The sequence below is a fragment of the Lysinibacillus sp. RS10 genome (genome assembly GCF_041956855.1).
Lineage (GTDB): Bacteria > Bacillota > Bacilli > Bacillales_A > Planococcaceae > Lysinibacillus > Lysinibacillus xylanilyticus_A.
Genome location: NZ_CP167122.1, coordinates 1658381 through 1674884, shown reverse-complemented (window position 1 = coordinate 1674884; position 16504 = coordinate 1658381). Strand labels below are relative to the sequence as shown.

At 38.5% G+C, this 16504-nt stretch carries 20 protein-coding genes, 1 pseudogene and 1 riboswitch; of the genes and pseudogenes, 5 read left to right on the top strand and 16 right to left on the bottom strand.

Annotated elements, in window-relative coordinates:
* Positions 1-49: 49 nt before the first annotated feature.
* Both ACB089_RS08545 and ACB089_RS08540 read left to right on the top strand, forming a co-directional pair.
* Positions 50-544 carry a hypothetical protein gene (locus ACB089_RS08545; protein WP_374966043.1) on the top strand — a complete coding sequence of 165 codons (495 nt, stop codon included), beginning with the start codon at positions 50-52 and terminating at the stop codon, positions 542-544.
* A gap of 2 nt (positions 545-546) precedes the next feature.
* Entirely contained in the window at positions 547-1785 is a 1239-nt protein-coding gene (locus ACB089_RS08540) for a hypothetical protein (RefSeq protein ID WP_374966042.1), read from the top strand.
* 37 nt (positions 1786-1822) lie between these two features.
* Here the strand turns inward: ACB089_RS08540 and gcvPB are convergent, their stop codons facing one another.
* The 15 genes and pseudogenes from gcvPB to ACB089_RS08465 form a co-directional block, all read right to left on the bottom strand.
* Positions 1823-3286 (bottom strand): aminomethyl-transferring glycine dehydrogenase subunit GcvPB, encoded by a 1464-nt coding sequence (gene gcvPB, locus ACB089_RS08535; protein WP_374966041.1) that lies wholly within the window; start codon positions 3284-3286, stop codon positions 1823-1825.
* A complete protein-coding gene (gene gcvPA / locus ACB089_RS08530) occupies positions 3279-4625 on the bottom strand; it encodes an aminomethyl-transferring glycine dehydrogenase subunit GcvPA (RefSeq protein WP_368636825.1) in 1347 nt (448 codons plus the stop codon). Before gcvPA ends, gcvPB begins: the two co-directional genes overlap by 8 nt.
* Before the next feature lie 25 nt (positions 4626-4650).
* On the bottom strand, positions 4651-5754 hold the full coding sequence (gene gcvT, locus ACB089_RS08525; protein ID WP_374966040.1) for a glycine cleavage system aminomethyltransferase GcvT: 1104 nt from the start codon (positions 5752-5754) through the stop codon (positions 4651-4653).
* A gap of 260 nt (positions 5755-6014) precedes the next feature.
* Positions 6015-6107, bottom strand: a riboswitch (glycine riboswitch).
* 144 nt (positions 6108-6251) lie between these two features.
* Positions 6252-6767, bottom strand: coding sequence for a shikimate kinase (locus tag ACB089_RS08520; protein ID WP_368636823.1), 516 nt, complete (start codon positions 6765-6767; stop codon positions 6252-6254).
* Positions 6768-6786: 19 nt separating this feature from the next.
* Positions 6787-6987 (bottom strand): hypothetical protein, encoded by a 201-nt coding sequence (locus tag ACB089_RS08515; RefSeq protein WP_068983514.1) that lies wholly within the window; start codon positions 6985-6987, stop codon positions 6787-6789.
* Positions 6965-7390: a competence type IV pilus minor pilin ComGF gene (gene comGF / locus ACB089_RS08510; protein ID WP_374966039.1), complete on the bottom strand. Its 426-nt coding sequence runs from the start codon at positions 7388-7390 to the stop codon at positions 6965-6967. Before comGF ends, ACB089_RS08515 begins: the two co-directional genes overlap by 23 nt.
* Complete coding sequence (locus ACB089_RS08505) at positions 7383-7700, bottom strand: hypothetical protein (protein ID WP_374966038.1); 318 nt, start codon at positions 7698-7700, stop codon at positions 7383-7385. Before ACB089_RS08505 ends, comGF begins: the two co-directional genes overlap by 8 nt.
* Positions 7693-8133 (bottom strand): competence type IV pilus minor pilin ComGD, encoded by a 441-nt coding sequence (gene comGD, locus ACB089_RS08500; protein ID WP_374966037.1) that lies wholly within the window; start codon positions 8131-8133, stop codon positions 7693-7695. The genes ACB089_RS08505 and comGD overlap by 8 nt, the downstream gene beginning before the upstream one ends.
* Entirely contained in the window at positions 8133-8471 is a 339-nt protein-coding gene (comGC, locus tag ACB089_RS08495; RefSeq protein ID WP_374966036.1) for a competence type IV pilus major pilin ComGC, read from the bottom strand. The genes comGD and comGC overlap by 1 nt, the downstream gene beginning before the upstream one ends.
* Before the next feature lie 10 nt (positions 8472-8481).
* Complete coding sequence (gene comGB / locus ACB089_RS08490) at positions 8482-9555, bottom strand: competence type IV pilus assembly protein ComGB (RefSeq protein ID WP_374966035.1); 1074 nt, start codon at positions 9553-9555, stop codon at positions 8482-8484.
* Positions 9533-10117 (bottom strand): annotated as a pseudogene (locus tag ACB089_RS08485) (ATPase, T2SS/T4P/T4SS family); the annotation flags it as partial. The gene comGB and the pseudogene ACB089_RS08485, both read right to left, overlap by 23 nt.
* A 156-nt stretch (positions 10118-10273) precedes the next feature.
* Entirely contained in the window at positions 10274-11536 is a 1263-nt protein-coding gene (gene ltrA / locus ACB089_RS08480; RefSeq protein WP_374963429.1) for a group II intron reverse transcriptase/maturase, read from the bottom strand.
* Between the two features lie 679 nt (positions 11537-12215).
* Positions 12216-12824, bottom strand: a complete 609-nt coding sequence (locus ACB089_RS08475) for a hypothetical protein (protein ID WP_374966034.1) — start codon at positions 12822-12824, stop codon at positions 12216-12218.
* 53 nt (positions 12825-12877) lie between these two features.
* Complete coding sequence (locus tag ACB089_RS08470) at positions 12878-13087, bottom strand: hypothetical protein (protein WP_374966033.1); 210 nt, start codon at positions 13085-13087, stop codon at positions 12878-12880.
* Positions 13088-13229: 142 nt separating this feature from the next.
* On the bottom strand, positions 13230-14123 hold the full coding sequence (locus ACB089_RS08465; RefSeq protein ID WP_374966032.1) for a helix-turn-helix domain-containing protein: 894 nt from the start codon (positions 14121-14123) through the stop codon (positions 13230-13232).
* Between the two features lie 176 nt (positions 14124-14299).
* On the opposite strand from ACB089_RS08465, the gene ACB089_RS08460 reads away from it, so the two are divergent.
* The 3 genes from ACB089_RS08460 (at position 14300) to ACB089_RS08450 (ending at position 15885) form a co-directional block, all read left to right on the top strand.
* Positions 14300-14509 carry a helix-turn-helix domain-containing protein gene (locus ACB089_RS08460; RefSeq protein WP_374966031.1) on the top strand — a complete coding sequence of 70 codons (210 nt, stop codon included), beginning with the start codon at positions 14300-14302 and terminating at the stop codon, positions 14507-14509.
* A 99-nt stretch (positions 14510-14608) separates the two neighbouring features.
* The gene (locus tag ACB089_RS08455) at positions 14609-15124 is read left to right on the top strand and encodes an SHOCT domain-containing protein (RefSeq protein ID WP_374966030.1); all 516 of its coding nucleotides are present in this window, start codon (positions 14609-14611) and stop codon (positions 15122-15124) included.
* A 512-nt stretch (positions 15125-15636) separates the two neighbouring features.
* Complete coding sequence (locus tag ACB089_RS08450; protein WP_374966029.1) at positions 15637-15885, top strand: helix-turn-helix transcriptional regulator; 249 nt, start codon at positions 15637-15639, stop codon at positions 15883-15885.
* A 46-nt stretch (positions 15886-15931) separates the two neighbouring features.
* Here the strand turns inward: ACB089_RS08450 and ACB089_RS08445 are convergent, their stop codons facing one another.
* Entirely contained in the window at positions 15932-16501 is a 570-nt protein-coding gene (locus ACB089_RS08445) for a manganese catalase family protein (RefSeq protein WP_374966028.1), read from the bottom strand.
* Between the last annotated feature and the right edge of the window lie 3 nt (positions 16502-16504).

The window sequence follows — 16504 nt, the reverse complement described above, 5'->3', positions numbered from 1 at the left end:
CACCCTTATATTAAATAGTCATCTTATAGTAGTTAATGGTGAGTGGTGAGTGGTGAGTGGTTCTGCATTGCATGGTGGGGTTTGCCACAATGTGATGTGGGGGTTGCTTCGTTTTTTTTCTGGCATTTTGATGGTTCTATCCATCTTTTTGTTTTCTTTCCGTCGCTCTGCCTTTTTTCCGTCACTCAGCTCTTTCTTTCCGTCGCTTTGCCCTTTCTTTCCGTCTCTCCGCCTTTTCTTTCCGTCGCTCTGCTCTTTCTTTCCGTCGCTCTGCTTTCTATCCGTCGCTCTGCTCTTTCTTTCCGTCACTCTGCTTCCTATCCGTCGCTTCGCTCTTTCTTTCCGTAGCTCTGCCTTTTCTTTCCGTCACTCCGCCTTTTCTTTCCGTCACTCCGCCTTTTCTTTCCGTCGCTCTGCCGTCGCTCTGCCTTCTTTCCGTCACTCTGCTCTTTCTTTCCGTCATTCCGCCTTTTCTTTCCGTCACTCCGCCTTTTCTTTCCATCACTCTGCTCTTTCTTTCCGTCGCTCTGCCCTCTATCCGTAACTTTGCCCTTTCTATCCGTCACTCTGCTCTTTCTTTCCGTCGCTCTGCCTTCTTTCCGTACTCTGCTCTTTCTTTCCGTCACTCCGCCCTTTCTTTCCGTCGCTTTGCCTTCTTTCCGTCGCTCTGCTCTTTCTTTCCGTCACTTCGCCTTTTCTTTCCGTCGCTTTGCCCTTTCTTTCCGTCGCTCTGCTCTTTCTTTCCGTCACTCTGCTCTTTCTTTCCATCGCTCTGCTTTCTATCCGTCGCTTTGCCCTTTCTTTCCGTCACTCTGCTCTTTCTTTCCGTCACTCCGCCTTTTCTTTCCGTCGCTCTGCCGTCGCTCTGCCTTCTTTCCGTCACTCTGCTCTTTCTTTCCGTCATTCCGCCTTTTCTTTCCGTCACTCCGCCTTTTCTTTCCATCACTCTGCTCTTTCTTTCCGTCGCTCTGCCCTCTATCCGTAACTTTGCCCTTTCTATCCGTCACTCTGCTCTTTCTTTCCGTCGCCTTGCCTTCTTTCCGTCACTCTGCTCTTTCTTTCCGTCACTCCGCCCTTTCTTTCCGTCGCTTTGCCTTCTTTCCGTCGCTATGCTCTTTCTTTCCGTCACTTTGCCTTTTCTTTCCGTCGCTTTGCCCTTTCTTTCCGTCGCTCTGCTCTTTCTTTCCGTCACTCTGCTCTTTCTTTCCATCGCTCTGCTTTCTATCCGTCGCTTTGCCCTTTCTTTCCGTCACTCTGCTCTTTCTTTCCGTCACTCCGCCTTTTCTTTCCGTCGCTCTGCCGTCGCTCTGCCTTCTTTCCGTCACTCTGCTCTTTCTTTCCGTCATTCCGCCTTTTCTTTCCGTCACTCCGCCTTTTCTTTCCATCACTCTGCTCTTTCTTTCCGTCGCTCTGCCCTCTATCCGTAACTTTGCCCTTTCTATCCGTAACTTTGCCCTTTCTATCCGTCACTCTGCTCTTTCTTTCCGTCGCCTTGCCTTCTTTCCGTCACTCTGCTCTTTCTTTCCGTCACTCCGCCCTTTCTTTCCGTCGCTTTGCCTTCTTTCCGTCGCTATGCTCTTTCTTTCCGTCACTTTGCCTTTTCTTTCCGTCGCTCTGCTCTTTCTTTCCGTCGCTCTGCTCTTTCTTTCCGTCGCTCTGCTCTTTCTTTCCGTCGCTCTGCTCTTTCTTTCCGTCGCTTTGCCCTTTCTTTCCGCTGCCTTACTTTTGCTATCCGTCTCTTTTCCTTTTAAAAACCTATCTAAAATAAAAAAAGACGTCCAATAAGTACTAAAATACTTATCGGACGTCTTAATTCTATTTATTATGCTTTTTGATAGCGCAGCACTGGTGTACGAGCAGCGCGTGTTTCGTCTAGGCGAGATACGACTGTTGTATGTGGTGCTTCTTGAACGATTGATGGATTTTCTTCTGCTTCTTTTGCAATTTGAATCATCACATCGCAGAATGCATCTAACGTTTCTTTAGATTCTGTTTCTGTTGGCTCAATCATTAACGCCTCTTCCACATTTAATGGGAAGTAAGTTGTTGGTGGATGGTAGCCAAAGTCCAACAGACGTTTTGCAATATCTAAAGTACGAACGCCAAGTTTCTTTTGACGACGACCTGATAATACAAATTCATGCTTACAATGACGGTTATATGGTAGATCATAGAATGGCTCTAGGCGACACATCATATAGTTTGCGTTTAGTACTGCGTATTCTGTTACAGCTTTTAAGCCATCTGGACCCATTGTACGGATATACGTATATGCACGTACGTTGATGCCAAAGTTACCATAATAAGGTTTAACACGTCCGATTGATTGTGGACGTTCGTAATCGAAGTGGTATGTTCCTTCTTCTGTTCTTACTAAAACTGGTTTTGGAAGGAATGGAATTAAATCCGCTTTTACACCAACTGGACCTGAACCTGGGCCACCGCCACCGTGAGGGCCAGTAAATGTTTTGTGTAGATTTAAGTGTACGCAGTCAAAGCCCATATCACCAGGACGCGCTTTACTCATAACTGCGTTTAAGTTTGCTCCATCATAGTATACTTTACCGCCAACAGAGTGAATTAGCTCTGCCATTTCGATAATGTTTTCTTCAAATAGACCAAGTGTATTCGGATTTGTCAGCATTAATGCCGCTGTGTCAGAACCAACTACTTTGCGTAAATCTTCAATATCTACTAAACCATTTTCATCTGATTTTACAGTGATAGTTTCAAAGCCTGCAACTGTTGCCGATGCTGGGTTTGTACCGTGAGCAGAGTCAGGAACAATCACTTTATTACGGTGACCTTCACCATTCGCTTCATGGAATGCACGGATCATCATTAATGCAGTCCATTCTCCATGTGCACCTGCTGCAGGTTGTAATGTCACTTCATCCATACCTGTAATTTCAACTAATGACGTTTGTAGCTCGTAAAGAAGCTCCATTGCGCCTTGAGTCGTTGATTCATCTTGTAATGGGTGCACATTAGCAAAGCCTGAAAGTCGTGCAACAGCCTCGTTAATTTTCGGATTATATTTCATCGTACAAGAGCCAAGTGGGTAGAAACCAGAGTCTACACCGTGGTTTCGACGAGAAAGTGCTGTATAGTGACGCATAATATCAAGCTCAGAAACCTCTGGTAATTCTGCCGCTTCCGCACGTACTAAGTTCGCAGGAAGTAAATCTGCTAGATCAACCTCTGGTACATCAAGTGCTTCTAAGTTATAGCCTACGCGACCTTCTTTGGAAATTTCAAAAATGAGTGATTGATTTTCGTTATGCATTAAGAGCCCCCATTTCTGCAACAAGTGCATCAATTTCTTCCTTCGTGCGCAATTCTGTTACTGCGATTAGAACGTGATTTTTAAGAGAGTCATATGTTTGACCTAAAGGATAACCACCGATGATACCTTTTTCAATTAAGCCTTTATTGATTTCTTTCACACATTTATTTGTTTTCACAACGATTTCGTTAAAGTGTGCACCTTGGAATGCAACTGTAAAGCCTGCCGCTTCAAAAGCATTTTTAGCATAGCGTGTTTTCGCAATATTTTGGGTAGCCATTTCACGAACACCTTGTTTACCTAGAGCAGTCATTGCTACAGATGCTGCAAGTGCAAGAAGCGCTTGGTTAGAACAAATATTAGAAGTTGCTTTATCACGACGGATATGCTGTTCACGTGCTTGTAATGTTAATACATAACCACGACGACCTTCTCCGTCCACTGTTTCACCAATAAGACGGCCTGGAACTTTACGCATAAGCTTAGTAGTTACGGCAAAGTAACCACAGTGTGGACCACCGAATGCTTCAGCAATACCAAAGACCTGTGCATCTCCTACACAAATATCAGCACCTAGCTTACCAGGTGGTGTTAAAATACCTAGTGCAAGCGGGTTTGAAGATACGACAAATAAACTTTTTGCCTCATGTGCAATGTCGCCAATTACTTGTAGGTCCTCTATTTGACCAAAGAAGTTTGGATACTGTGTGATCACAGCTGCTGTATTATCATCGATTAGTTCTTTTAAAGCTTCTACATCCGTCACACCATCTTTATGAGGAACTGTAACAATTTCAATCGTTTGGCCGTATGCATATGTAGCAACGACATCTCGATACTCAGGGTGAACCGTTTCAGATACTAAAATTTTCTTACGGCGTGTGTGTCCAGCTGCAAGCATGCCTGCCTCAGCTAGTGCTGTTCCCCCATCATACATAGAAGAGTTTGCTAGATCCATACCTGTAAGCTCTGCAATCATCGTTTGGAATTCAAAAATTGCTTGTAATTCCCCTTGCGAAATTTCTGGTTGATACGGAGTATACGCTGTGTAGAACTCTGAACGAGAAATAACATGGTCCACGATAATTGGCTTATAGTGATTGTATACGCCTGCACCTAAAAACGATACGTTAGCATTTGTATCCTTATTTTTCGCAGCAAGTGCTGATAATTCTTTTAATAAAGCTGACTCTGATTTTGCATCTTTAATATCATATAGGCCTTTAAAACGTACTTTTTCTGGAATATCCTCAAATAACTCATCAACTGAAGATACACCAATTACGTCTAACATTTCTTGTTTATCTTGCTCCGTCATAGGTAAATAACGATGTTTCATAAATGTAGCTCCCTCTTTTCAAATATTATTTTGAACGCTTGTAAAACGGTGTTTCTACTGTCACTACCTTTAAGTGCTTACCACGAATTTCGATTTCTAATTCAGTTCCGATAGTTGCGAATTGGCTGTCAATTAATGCGTTACCAACATTACGTTTAGAAGAAGGAAGTTGAGTACCTGTTGTCACTTCACCGATTTCCTTACCGTCCTTAAATACTTTATAACCATGTCGAGGAATTCCTTTATCGATCATTTCAATGCCCACAATTTTACGTGACAGTCCATTCTCTTTTTGTGTCACTAATGCATCATGACCAAGAAAGTCTTCTTTATTTAATTTCACAGCAAAGCCAATACCCGCCTCAAGAGGTGAAATTGTCGCTGATAGCTCTTGCCCATATAATGGAAGACCCGCTTCAAAACGAAGTGTATCACGGCATCCTAAACCTGCTGGCACAACGCCTTTGTCTTTTCCAGCTTCTAAGATTTTATTCCATAACGCTTTAATATCTTCTGGAGAGCCGTATAATTCAAAACCATCTTCTCCTGTGTAACCACTACGAGAGACTAATGCTTTATGACCAGCAACTTCAACATCTGCTTGGAAACGGAAGTATTTAATGGCACTTACATCAGTAGCTGTTAATGATTGAAGTACCTCTTCTGCTAATGGACCTTGAAGAGCAATTTGTGCATATGCAGAAGATTGATTGTCGATTGTGACATCAAATTGATGTTGATTTTCCATCATCCAATCATAATCTTTTTCAATATTTGCAGCATTGACGCACAATAAATAATGCTGATCGGCTAATTTATATGTTAATAAGTCATCGACAACACCACCATCTTCATAGCACATTGCATTGTATTGCGCTTGGCCTACTGCAATCTTCGAAATATCATTTGTCAAAAGATTTTGTAAAAAATTTAGAGAATCAGGACCAGTTACTAAAATTTCACCCATATGTGATACATCAAATAAACCTGCACGATTACGTACTGCATCATGCTCTTCCTTAATAGAAGAAAATTGTACTGGCAATTCCCATCCACCGAAGTCAATTGTTTTACCACCATACTTTGCGTATGCGTCAAATAGAGGTGTACGTTGTAATTCGTTCGTCATTCTTTTTGCCCCCTTATTGTTAGTTCCATTTTTACTGGTAGTAGTTCGTCTGTTTTTGTATTAGTACAATGAATGTTCTGCCAATTTATTTTGAACGCTTAAGCAGAACATTTTGACATAAAAAAAGACAGACGAACCCCTTTTCGGGATTCTCTGTCCTTGCACCTGAAAGTTACACCAGACTGGCTCGCATTGTTACAATGCCAATCAGCCGGCTTTCTCCTTCGGTGGCTGTTGTAATACAGCTCTCTCCAGAGTTGCGTCTTGTACGAGTCCTTTTACCTGAGAGATTCATAACCTTTGCTACTTGCTCCTTCGGTGACGTCTACAACGTTCTCTCCCCGCACAATCATCCGCCCAAGATTAATCTTGGTACTATTTAGTATTCAATGAACTTTTAGTTACTTATTTGTCTATATCCTAACATTAATTGCATTGAAAAGGCAAACATTTTTTAAATTATAATAAAACACGAACATTAAATTTAATTTAAAATATTATCGTTCGCCTTTCAACCTTTTAACTTGGAATACTAAATACTCAAGAATTTGACGGATTGTCCTACTCTCTGTTAACACCTGTATATGTCCTGCCTCACGATAGAACTTTCTTCTGTAATGATACAGATTCTCTAGCTCCTCTTTTGTTGAACTCTGTACGATTGGTCTATTTGGATCATGCTGTATTCGTTTGTAAATATCTTCGAATGTCGCATCTAAAAAAAACACGAGTCCGCTGCGTCTCATTATTTTTCGATTTTCAGCATTGACTGCAACCCCACCACCTGTTGAAATAATACAAGCTTCATCTCTAAAATTTTCCAAAAATTCTGTTTCTATTTCTCGAAAACGTGCTTCTCCGTATTTTTCAAATATTTGTGGGATTGTCATACCCTGCTGTCTAACAATTTCACGATCCATATCATAATATGGCATCTTTAGAAAATAGCTTAAACGTCTTCCTAACGCACTTTTCCCGCAGCCCATAAAGCCAACTAAATATATTTTTCGCATTCGAATCACCTTCTTATAACTACGATTCTACACTGTCTGACAAAATTTGTCCCAATAAATTTATCGTAGCTCGAACATTCATCTTTTCTAGCCCTTCATATGTTCGAAACTGTATTTCATAAGACGTATAATACGTAAGAACAAAAGTAGTTACAAAAAATAATAATGCAATTGCGATTAAAAAAATAGCCCCTCTGTCATTTTTCAATAATTGGTACATAGAAGGTTCGCTCCTTTTGGATACCGCTTGGAAATTCAACAGCTACCGTTAACATATTTTTTTCATATTTGAACTGGCATTTATTTATACCAATTAACATTGGCACATGACCACCCTTTACTTGATCACGAATAATATTGCTATAACAATCAATATTATGAAGGGTATCTGCCGCTTGAAAAGTTATTCTCTTTCGATCTTTTCGAATCGTAAATGATGAAATATCCTCTAAATACATATTCAAATCATAAGCAAATAGCTCCCACTTCGATTGTTCATCAGACAGTACCGTTGTTTTCATTTCTGCGAACCAAAGCATAATGAAAACAACAAGATGAGCAATAAGCACAAAAACAACTAATTGGAACAACGCTTCTAATAATGTATAGCCCCGCTCATTCATCGACTTCACCTGTCAGCTGGATGCATTTTTTACGTAATTCTCGTGCATTTTGAAAGCTTACACATATCCCCTGCCCATCAAAAGCCCAATTATATTCTACATTTTCGATTGTATTAGAGCCTTCCGCTTGCCGTAAATAGCGATAGTGCTTTAAGCCCTCATAGGCCGTTTCAGCTGCTATAACCTCTAGCTTCTTATTGTAAAGAGTTGTTTTCATAGTGTAGCTAATGGGTATTAATGTCGTGCATAAAAACATGACAATGACCACTGATAGAATCGTTTCTACAAATGAATAACCAGATTCATTCAACTCTCGATCTCCCTCGCCCTAACGTAATCACAACCTTTTTAATGCCCTGGGGTGTATTAAAATAAATAGACCCTGGAGTCATGATGTTCCCATAGTAGTTATATATAATCGTGTGAACCGAACTCGAATCAGGAATGAATTCAACCCCTTTCGGAAAAGGGCGTGCATATAATTCGGTATAAAAATCTTTTTTAATGATATATCTTTTTGATGAACTCTCAAACTTCATCGAAATATATTCTCTTTGATGCATACTATAGGTTTGTATATATTGAATATCTAATTGAATTTGTGAAAAAAACTGTTCAAGCTCCCGATTTTCCGCTACTTTTAACGAATACTTTACGACAATTACTGACAAACACATAACGATAAACAATACCATTAGCATTTCAACAAACGTAAAGCCACGCTCACTTTTTATAACAACCATTATCCACCAGAACCTGTCTCAGCAGAGGTCTTTGCTAATCGTACTTCCCCTTCATTAGTGATCATAATCTCTTCCTTATTAGGACAGGTCGTTTCATTTTTCTTTAAATAGCCTTTTGCTACTAAATCATCAATTGTTGGATAAACCATAAAATCTACTCGATACGCCTCTACCTGCCCCTGCACCATGCTAATATACGCCTTACAGCCCTTCTCATCGATCGTAGCAAAATGTTTCGTAACGTTAGGAATTGTGATTAAAATTAATATTGATATAATCAACAAGACGATTAGCATTTCGATCAAAGTAAATCCGGCTTGCTGCTTTATACGTTTCATTATTATCCTCCTATACTAGTTCAATCATGTTATATATTGGTAATAATAAACTGACATACGCGGCAACTATGCACATTGCAATAATGATAAAAAAGCTCGGCTGCACAAACGCAAGGATTTTATGCAATAGCTGCTCCTGCTTTTCTGTCAATAATTCGCTATACAATACTAGCTCTTTCCCTAAATAGCCACTCTTTTCTCCATGCTCAACAAATGTCGAGAAATCCTTCTGCCAAACGGTCATCAAATTTACAGCTTGCGTTAGCGTATCACCAAAAACAACACGCTCCTTTATACATCGAGCCAGATATTGGAGAAATGGTTGAAGTCGCTGCTCCTCTAAAATTTGTAGACTTGCCTGTAAAGAAAATCCACTTTGTAGCAGACTTCCTAAATACGCAGCAAATTGTCTCGTCAAAGATATTCGTACCCAAATCCGAATAAATGGGGTTTTTAGAATCATATTTAGCTGGTGAGCAATTGGTTGCCGTTTGAGATAAAGCTGAAAAATCAAAATGCTACAAATTACTGCTATCACTACGACAATTAGAGCATCAGGAAAATGTAACAGTATTTTTGACAAAGCAACGCTTGTCTCCTCTGTGCCGGTAGTTCGACTTGCCACCATTTTTTCTATATTAGGGAAAAATACGGTGCGAAATACTAAAAACAACAGCAACAAAAATAGAATGAGTACCATTGGATACAAGAGTAGCTTCATTAATTTTTTCTTCGCCGACTCACTCAAAGCCATTTGCTTAGCCACACCTTTTAGCGTCTCAATCATATGGCCATTGTTTTCTGCAACTGTAATAGCCACTAAATGCTGCTTTGAAATATGCAAAGCTTCAAGAACTCCCGAAACACCGACTCCCTGCCTCAGCATTTTATTAATTAGCTTTTGTATTTCTTCATGTGCTTTAATATGATGGGGCAATAGAATAGAAATAGCTTGCGGGAATAAATAACCTTCCTGCATTAGCACGCTTAATCGACTAAAAAAACGGGCTTGTTCCTTTACTTGCCAAATTGTCGCCTTTTTATATTCAAAACGAATTCTCTCAATAAACTTTTTTATTCGCATAGTTCTGGCTCTCGATTAATTCTCTTTGACCTGTAAGCGTTACATCATGTGGTAGCTCATAGCTAGTTTTTTGCATAATTGCCTTAAGGGCCATTTGAAGATGAGCATTGCTTAATATTTCAAACAATGCACGGCGTTCTTCCTGGTTAATTGGCGATTGGAAAAGTGTTTGAGCAACAACACCTACCACAGTCTGACGAAGTTCTTCTACTGAAACACCTAAGTCAATGAATCGATAAAGGCAATTGACTGAATCCTTGGCATGAATCGTCGTTACCACTAAATGACCTGTTAAAGAAGCCTCGATTGCGATTTTCGCTGTCTCTTTATCACGTATTTCTCCAATCATAATAATGTCAGGTGAGTGGCGTAAAATAGCCTTTAAGCCTGTCGCATATGTAACACCTGCTCGTTCGTTCACCTGAATCTGAAGTAGATTAGCCTGATTATTTTCTACAGGATCCTCTAATGAAATGACGTGTCTATTTAACTCTGAAGAACAATAATGGATCAAAGAATACAAAGAAGTTGACTTACCAGAGCCTGTTGCACCAGTCACGAAAGTACAAGTTCATAAAAGTTTTTCCTTCTATTATATTTGTTATCATCCAAGCCAGTCATAGAAAGTCACACAGTAAATACAAATCGAGTAGGAGGGAGTGACTAACTCCCGACCTCTCCAACCACCGTACGTACGGATCCGTATACGGCGGTTCAATTAAGATGAATAACGCAAGATTTCATAACGAGCTTGCAGACTTTTGAGCCCTTGGTTACTCCAATAAGAGTTACCAAGGGTTCTGTGTAATATTGGACTTTTCGAAATACGCCAGTAACTCTTGCGAGTATTGCCCCATTCGTAAGCCTTCCAGTCTGGAACTCCTAAGCGAATAAGGTTGCGCACTTTCGTACGAGGCTTCTTCCAATTCTTCCATAAACACATGCGAAGTCTTCTTCTAATCCATCCATCCAGTGATTCAAATATTGATTTCGTATCCGCTAATGAAAAGTAGCCACACCACCCAATTAAGTATTGATTCAATTGTTGAATTCGGTACTCCATTGGAAATGGCTTCTTTCTAGCTGTTAATTCCCGAATTTTGTTCTTCATTCGCTTTATGCTCTCTTTCGCAATTCGAACTTGTGGTTCTTTGCGGGAGGTAAAGCTAAATCCTAGGAATTTACGTTGCCAAGGACGAGCCACTGCGGATTTCTTCTCATTTATTTTCAATCGCAGCGTCTTCTCAATAAAGGTTTTGATACTTGCCATCACTCGTTCTCCTGCTCGTTTTGTTTTCACATAAATATTGCAGTCATCGGCGTAACGGACAAATTTATGACCACGTTTCTCTAATTCTTTGTCTAATTCATCCAGCACAATGTTTGAGAGAAGTGGACTCAGTGGACCCCCTTGGGGTGTTCCTTCATCTGTATCATAAACGACACCATTTATCATGACACCCGATTGCAAGTATCTACGAATCAGCTTGAGTAGAGGTTTATCAGAAATTTTCTTCGCTAATGTACTCATTAGACGGTCATGGTTTACTTTGTCGAAGAATTTCTCTAAGTCCATATCTACTACCCAGCGATATCCTTCTTTTATATAGCCTTTGGCTTCTCGGATTGCATCGTGAGCACTTCGTTTTGGTCGAAATCCGTAACTATGATTCGAGAAGTTCGGGTCGTATAGGTTGGATAGCACTTGGGCAATTGCCTGTTGAATGAGTCGGTCTGTCACGGTTGGGATTCCTAATAGTCGCACACCGCCGTCAGGTTTCGGGATTTCGATTCTGCGAACTGGTTGTGGTTGGTAGGTTCCCTCAAGAATTTGCTTCTTAATCGTTAGCCAGTTTTCGACTACATGCTGTCGTAGGAATTTTACGGGCATTTTGTCTACTCCATGACTCCCTTTGTTTCGTTCCACCCGTTTGAGTGCGAGAAGCAGATTCTCTCGTGATAAAATTTGATTCATTAACATCTCGTTCGACTCCTCCGTGAATAGCTTGTCTTCTTATAACAGTTTCTACTGCACCCGCTCAATGTCCCTCATGGGATTCACCATTACCTCCATTAAGTCGGTCCTTCTGGATTTTCTGTGTTTATCATAGAAAACTGCATGCCAAGGGCTATTCTCTCCGAATTGTTCGGTCCTTTCCATTCATTCTAGAAGTGAATGGTACTATGACCTCTGCTGACTTCTGATGGTTCAGCTACCTATCGCTAAGTAGGTTACAAAGTGTACTTTGCGTTTCCATCAGACCTCCCCGGGTAAGCGTATGCACTTTCACACCATCTATCCGCCTCATTTACTCGATATGACCTTCGACAGAAAGGACTTTGTGTTGTTGTGCACACTCATCCAATCATACCTAGCCTTATATGAGATTTGTGTTCCTCGGACCGGTGTTTTGCCTCCAGCTTCCTTCAGATTCCGCGTCGCCACGGACACCCTTGCTCTTGGCTAACCTCTACTTCTGTCTTCGAGGTTCGGGACTTGCACCCTATAGTTCATACGCATGCCGGGCGCACACACAATTAAGACCACCCATCACGGAGTGGTCTTTTTATGGATTATATAACTAAAGCAAATTATTAGTTTCATGCTTATATACTGTACTTTGAGTAGAGTTATAATATACTCAATTTGATTATGCGAATTATTGTATATCGTTACTTTGCATTTGCTCCAATTCTTCTTCCTCTTCCAATAATAAAAAGGAGAAAATTATTGTATTTATCACTCCAATTAATCCATAACACCATAATGGTAATTTAATAATTTCATACCAAGTTATATTTATTAGGTACATACCGATAACTATAAACAATGAATTAATAATAAAAGTAAATAAGACATTTTTAGCTATAAACCAGGTATTTAATTTCCAAACGGAAACAATTAAAGAAGCAATGCTCGCCATAGTCAAAGACATTATCGCAATTGATCGTAAACTTTGTTGCTGTTGAAAAACTTCAGGCATAGAAAAGACATTATTAAATATATTTACAATAAAATAAAAACCAGATAAATAGATAGAACAAATTAAGAATGAGATGGGAATCCATTTTAAATATACAAGACCCCATTTTTTACTTTCACTTGATTTTTTTCTTATTTCTTGAATAATTTCAGCAAGAGACAAAATAACTATCGCTAATCCAAGTAAATATAAATCAGTTTGAGGTAAATTTCCTTTATAGATGTCCAATAAGAAAAGGAAAGCCTCTTTTATTTCAACTAACATAAAATCTATCAAACCTTTCATTATGTATTACCTATTTATACGTAAATGATTTGAAATTGTTTCAAAAAATATAATTATTCTCCACATGGTAGAGGATCGTAATGATTTTTTCGCACAATATACCCTCTTTTCCTTGGACCTTTATACTTCTTCTTATCAACAGTTTTACTAACAACTGTGGACGGCAATCGGTCCACATTTACCTTATGGTCCAATTCATGGACCGAAAGAAAATCAAATATATTTAGTTGCCCCTGTTGTTTCATATATTCAAAATGAGCCATTTCTCCATCTCCCTTTGAGTAATTAATTGTTTAGATTAAACTTGTTAGGCGAATAATAATTATGGGTAATCGCTATGGACACAAAATGACTAAACCTATTTTTATTCACCCCTTATTTACTTACTCTTATAGTTCATAGCGATTACCATTCAAGCCAATTTTCTAAATTAGGTCTACTACTATTTGATTGTGGAAGGCTATCACGTTCATTTAACCAGTTATAGAAAGGCACTGGACGTTCTCTATGTGCTTTCTCCTCCACAGATGATGAATTAATCGTCTTACTATTTAATCGTTCTACAGTCTTACTATAAGCCCCTACAAATACTGCTCTTAATGTGCTAGCAACTGTCAGTACGCCCTCTTTAATATCCATAGCAATTTTGAATAGAACGTTCTTAGCTTTAATAAAGTCAGTTGCACTTTGAACCTGAGCAGCTAATACCACCTTGTGAAATTCATCCTTCAAATTATCTGCTAACGGCAAACTATCCATGAAATCAAACAGCATTACTTGGTACTCGTTCATGTATTCTTTTTTCTTTTCAGCTTGCAAAGCTAATTCATTTTCTAATTCACATAAATTATTATTTGCTTGTTTAGAACTTAAAAGATTAAAAGAGTTTAAAGATTGGTTTTCAGATTGTGGAGGACAAACCACGTCATTACTAGCTTCATCGACTGCATCTCGTTGGGACACGCTCGATGGGACATAAGGTAAAATGCGATAAATATTAGCCCCTTTTATGCCATTTAATTTAGTGCCAGGTACTTTTTCGATGATGCCTAACTCAGCTAATTTCTTAACGCTACGATAAACAGTCTTTGTGCTGATCTCTAATGATTCGGCAATGGTACTTGCTTTAAGGTGACACACTCCTGGATGTTCCAAGCTGTGTGAAGCAAGCTTGAAAACGATAGCTCGTTCTGATTCTGTTAAGTCATAATAATGTGCCGCCATATGGTCCTCCACACTCTTATCCATATCTGCTACTGTTTCAAATGTTTTATAAGTTGCTAAGTATTCAAATGCCATCGTTTTCACCTACCTTCACTATAAAGTGTATTAAATACACTAACTAATAATAATATATATCACAAAAGTGTATATGTAAATGAAAAATACACTGAAAAGTGAATTTGTATTTTATTTCAGTGTATTTATACGATATAATAGTGGTAATAATATTTTTGCTAAGGTGGTGTATATTAATGGGAATGGCAAAGAAAATTAAATTGTTAATGGTTGAAAGAGACGTGACAGCTGCTAAATTATCTGAAAAGCTAGGTACTTCACAATCAAATATTTCTAATAAGCTAAAGAGAGATAATTTCAGTGAAAAGGAATTAGAAGATATTGCGAAGGCTTTAGAAGCAAAATACGAGGCTCACTTTGTTTTAGAGGATGGGCGTAGATTTTAAGTAACAGATAACTAATTACAGTTGTCTGTTTTTTCATATGTACTAATGTAAAGATTTTCTATAAAATAAAATTACATAATTCTGTAAGGAGTGTATGACATGGATACAATCGCAGAAACAATCAAATTTGCTGGCTTTGGTAAGAAGAAAGCAATGGCTAATCAAATTCAAATGTTTGACGATAGACTGACGGATCAAGGTGAAACTCTACTTGCTGTATGTGCATCTATTAAAGGTACAAAACAGCTTTATGTCACTGACCAACGAATCATATTACATGAAATCAAAGGCCTCATATTCAACGATGAAAAAAGCATTCCTTTGAAATCTATCAGTAGTATTAATATTTCAAAGAAGCTCCTTTCCTCCACTTTGAAAATAGTATCTACCGGAAACAAAGCAATCATTGAGGATGTACCATCACATATTGCACTTGAGATTAAAAATGCTATTGAGAACCTGAAAAAAGATTTTAAAACAACGTCTGCAGCTAAAAAGGAAAAAGATATGTACGATGTTGCTGATGAAATTCGCGAGTTAAAGGATTTATTAGATGATGGATTAATTACCGAAGAAGAATTTAATGCGAAGAAAAAACAATTATTAGGAATCTAGGTCACTCATTTGAGTGGCTTTTTTTAATTAAATTTTTTAGCAAAACAGGAAAATAAATTCAAATTATCTATTGACGATAGTAAATAGATATTGTATAATAAGAGTATAGAAAGGGGGTGAACAAAGTGGATTATGATAAGATTCTTACTTACTTACTTAGTATCTATCGCAACAATCGTAAACTTACTATCAAGTTCAGCGAAAAACATAAGCGATATGAAAAGTAAGAAAAAAGAAAAGCGACGCACTCCTGCCAAGAAGAAACGTCGCAAATAACCGAAAGAAGGAGGTTAACCCCTCCTTCCCTATAATCTTATCACATCCATCTCATTATGAAAAATATAGGATATGTTGTGGCTCTAGCATTTGCCTTGTATGTATTAACAGATATGGTGAACTGGAAAGAACCAAAGTTTTTTGACTACTCCATGATTGTCATTTACTCAATCTGTTTATTATTAACTATATTAAATATCGTTCTGTATTTTATAAAGAAAAGAGGTTAATACAAATTGACAGAATACAAAGCAGCGAATAAAGAAGAATTTATTGTATTGGTACAATCTGAAATTTTAAACACAACAGAGGTATTAGAGGAATTACAAATTTCTCGTCAGGCATTAAATTCGCTTGTAAAACGAGGAAAGATAGTTCCAGTAAAGGAATTAAGTAGAGATCGATTATTCCTAAAAGAAGATATTGAAAATCGAAAAGAAGCATCTAAGAATCTTCAAACAAAATATAGACCGTATGATGAATAAACACAAAAAGACCAGGTATCATTATGAATACCTGGTCTTTTTATAATTAAAAAATTTTTTTCTGATCCCTATCATCTTTTAAAATCTCCACGGCTTCCCTAAATCTTTGAGAATGTACTATCTCTCGTTCCCGTAAAAATTTCAAGCTATCATTCAAATCAGTATCATCGGATAAATCAATAATCCATTGATATGTGGCACGTGCTTTTTCTTCTGCTGCAATATCCTCATATAAATCAGCAATCGGATCCCCTTTAGCCTGAATATATGTTGCAGTAAACGGTGATCCAGCCGCATTCTGATAAAACAATGCCCTGTCATGATTGGCATAGTGATCTCCAAGACCAGCATCTTTTAGCATCTCTGGAGTGGCATCTTTCGTAAGTTTATAAATCATCGTAGCAATCATTTCTAAGTGGGAAAATTCCTCTGTCGCTATATCGGTTAACAATCCAACCACTTTATCAGGAATAGTGTAGCGCTGATTCATATAGCGAAGTGCTGCTGCTAATTCTCCATCTGCCCCACCATACTGCTCTATTAAATACTTAGCTAGCATAGGGTTACATGTACTAACCTTCACAGGATATTGGAGCTTCTTTTCATAATACCACAAAAA

Coding starts and splice junctions, on each gene's coding strand:
- gcvPB (WP_374966041.1), bottom strand. CDS start 3,286: ATGCATAACGAAAATCAATCACTCATTTTTGAAATTTCCAAAGAAGGT.
- gcvPA (WP_368636825.1), bottom strand. CDS start 4,625: ATGAAACATCGTTATTTACCTATGACGGAGCAAGATAAACAAGAAATG.
- gcvT (WP_374966040.1), bottom strand. CDS start 5,754: ATGACGAACGAATTACAACGTACACCTCTATTTGACGCATACGCAAAG.
- ACB089_RS08520 (WP_368636823.1), bottom strand. CDS start 6,767: ATGCGAAAAATATATTTAGTTGGCTTTATGGGCTGCGGGAAAAGTGCG.
- ACB089_RS08515 (WP_068983514.1), bottom strand. CDS start 6,987: ATGTACCAATTATTGAAAAATGACAGAGGGGCTATTTTTTTAATCGCA.
- comGF (WP_374966039.1), bottom strand. CDS start 7,390: ATGAATGAGCGGGGCTATACATTATTAGAAGCGTTGTTCCAATTAGTT.
- comGD (WP_374966037.1), bottom strand. CDS start 8,133: ATGGTTGTTATAAAAAGTGAGCGTGGCTTTACGTTTGTTGAAATGCTA.
- comGC (WP_374966036.1), bottom strand. CDS start 8,471: ATGAAACGTATAAAGCAGCAAGCCGGATTTACTTTGATCGAAATGCTA.
- comGB (WP_374966035.1), bottom strand. CDS start 9,555: ATGCGAATAAAAAAGTTTATTGAGAGAATTCGTTTTGAATATAAAAAG.
- ltrA (WP_374963429.1), bottom strand. CDS start 11,536: ATGTTAATGAATCAAATTTTATCACGAGAGAATCTGCTTCTCGCACTC.
- ACB089_RS08475 (WP_374966034.1), bottom strand. CDS start 12,824: ATGAAAGGTTTGATAGATTTTATGTTAGTTGAAATAAAAGAGGCTTTC.
- ACB089_RS08470 (WP_374966033.1), bottom strand. CDS start 13,087: ATGGCTCATTTTGAATATATGAAACAACAGGGGCAACTAAATATATTT.
- ACB089_RS08465 (WP_374966032.1), bottom strand. CDS start 14,123: ATGGCATTTGAATACTTAGCAACTTATAAAACATTTGAAACAGTAGCA.
- ACB089_RS08460 (WP_374966031.1), top strand. CDS start 14,300: ATGGGAATGGCAAAGAAAATTAAATTGTTAATGGTTGAAAGAGACGTG.
- ACB089_RS08455 (WP_374966030.1), top strand. CDS start 14,609: ATGGATACAATCGCAGAAACAATCAAATTTGCTGGCTTTGGTAAGAAG.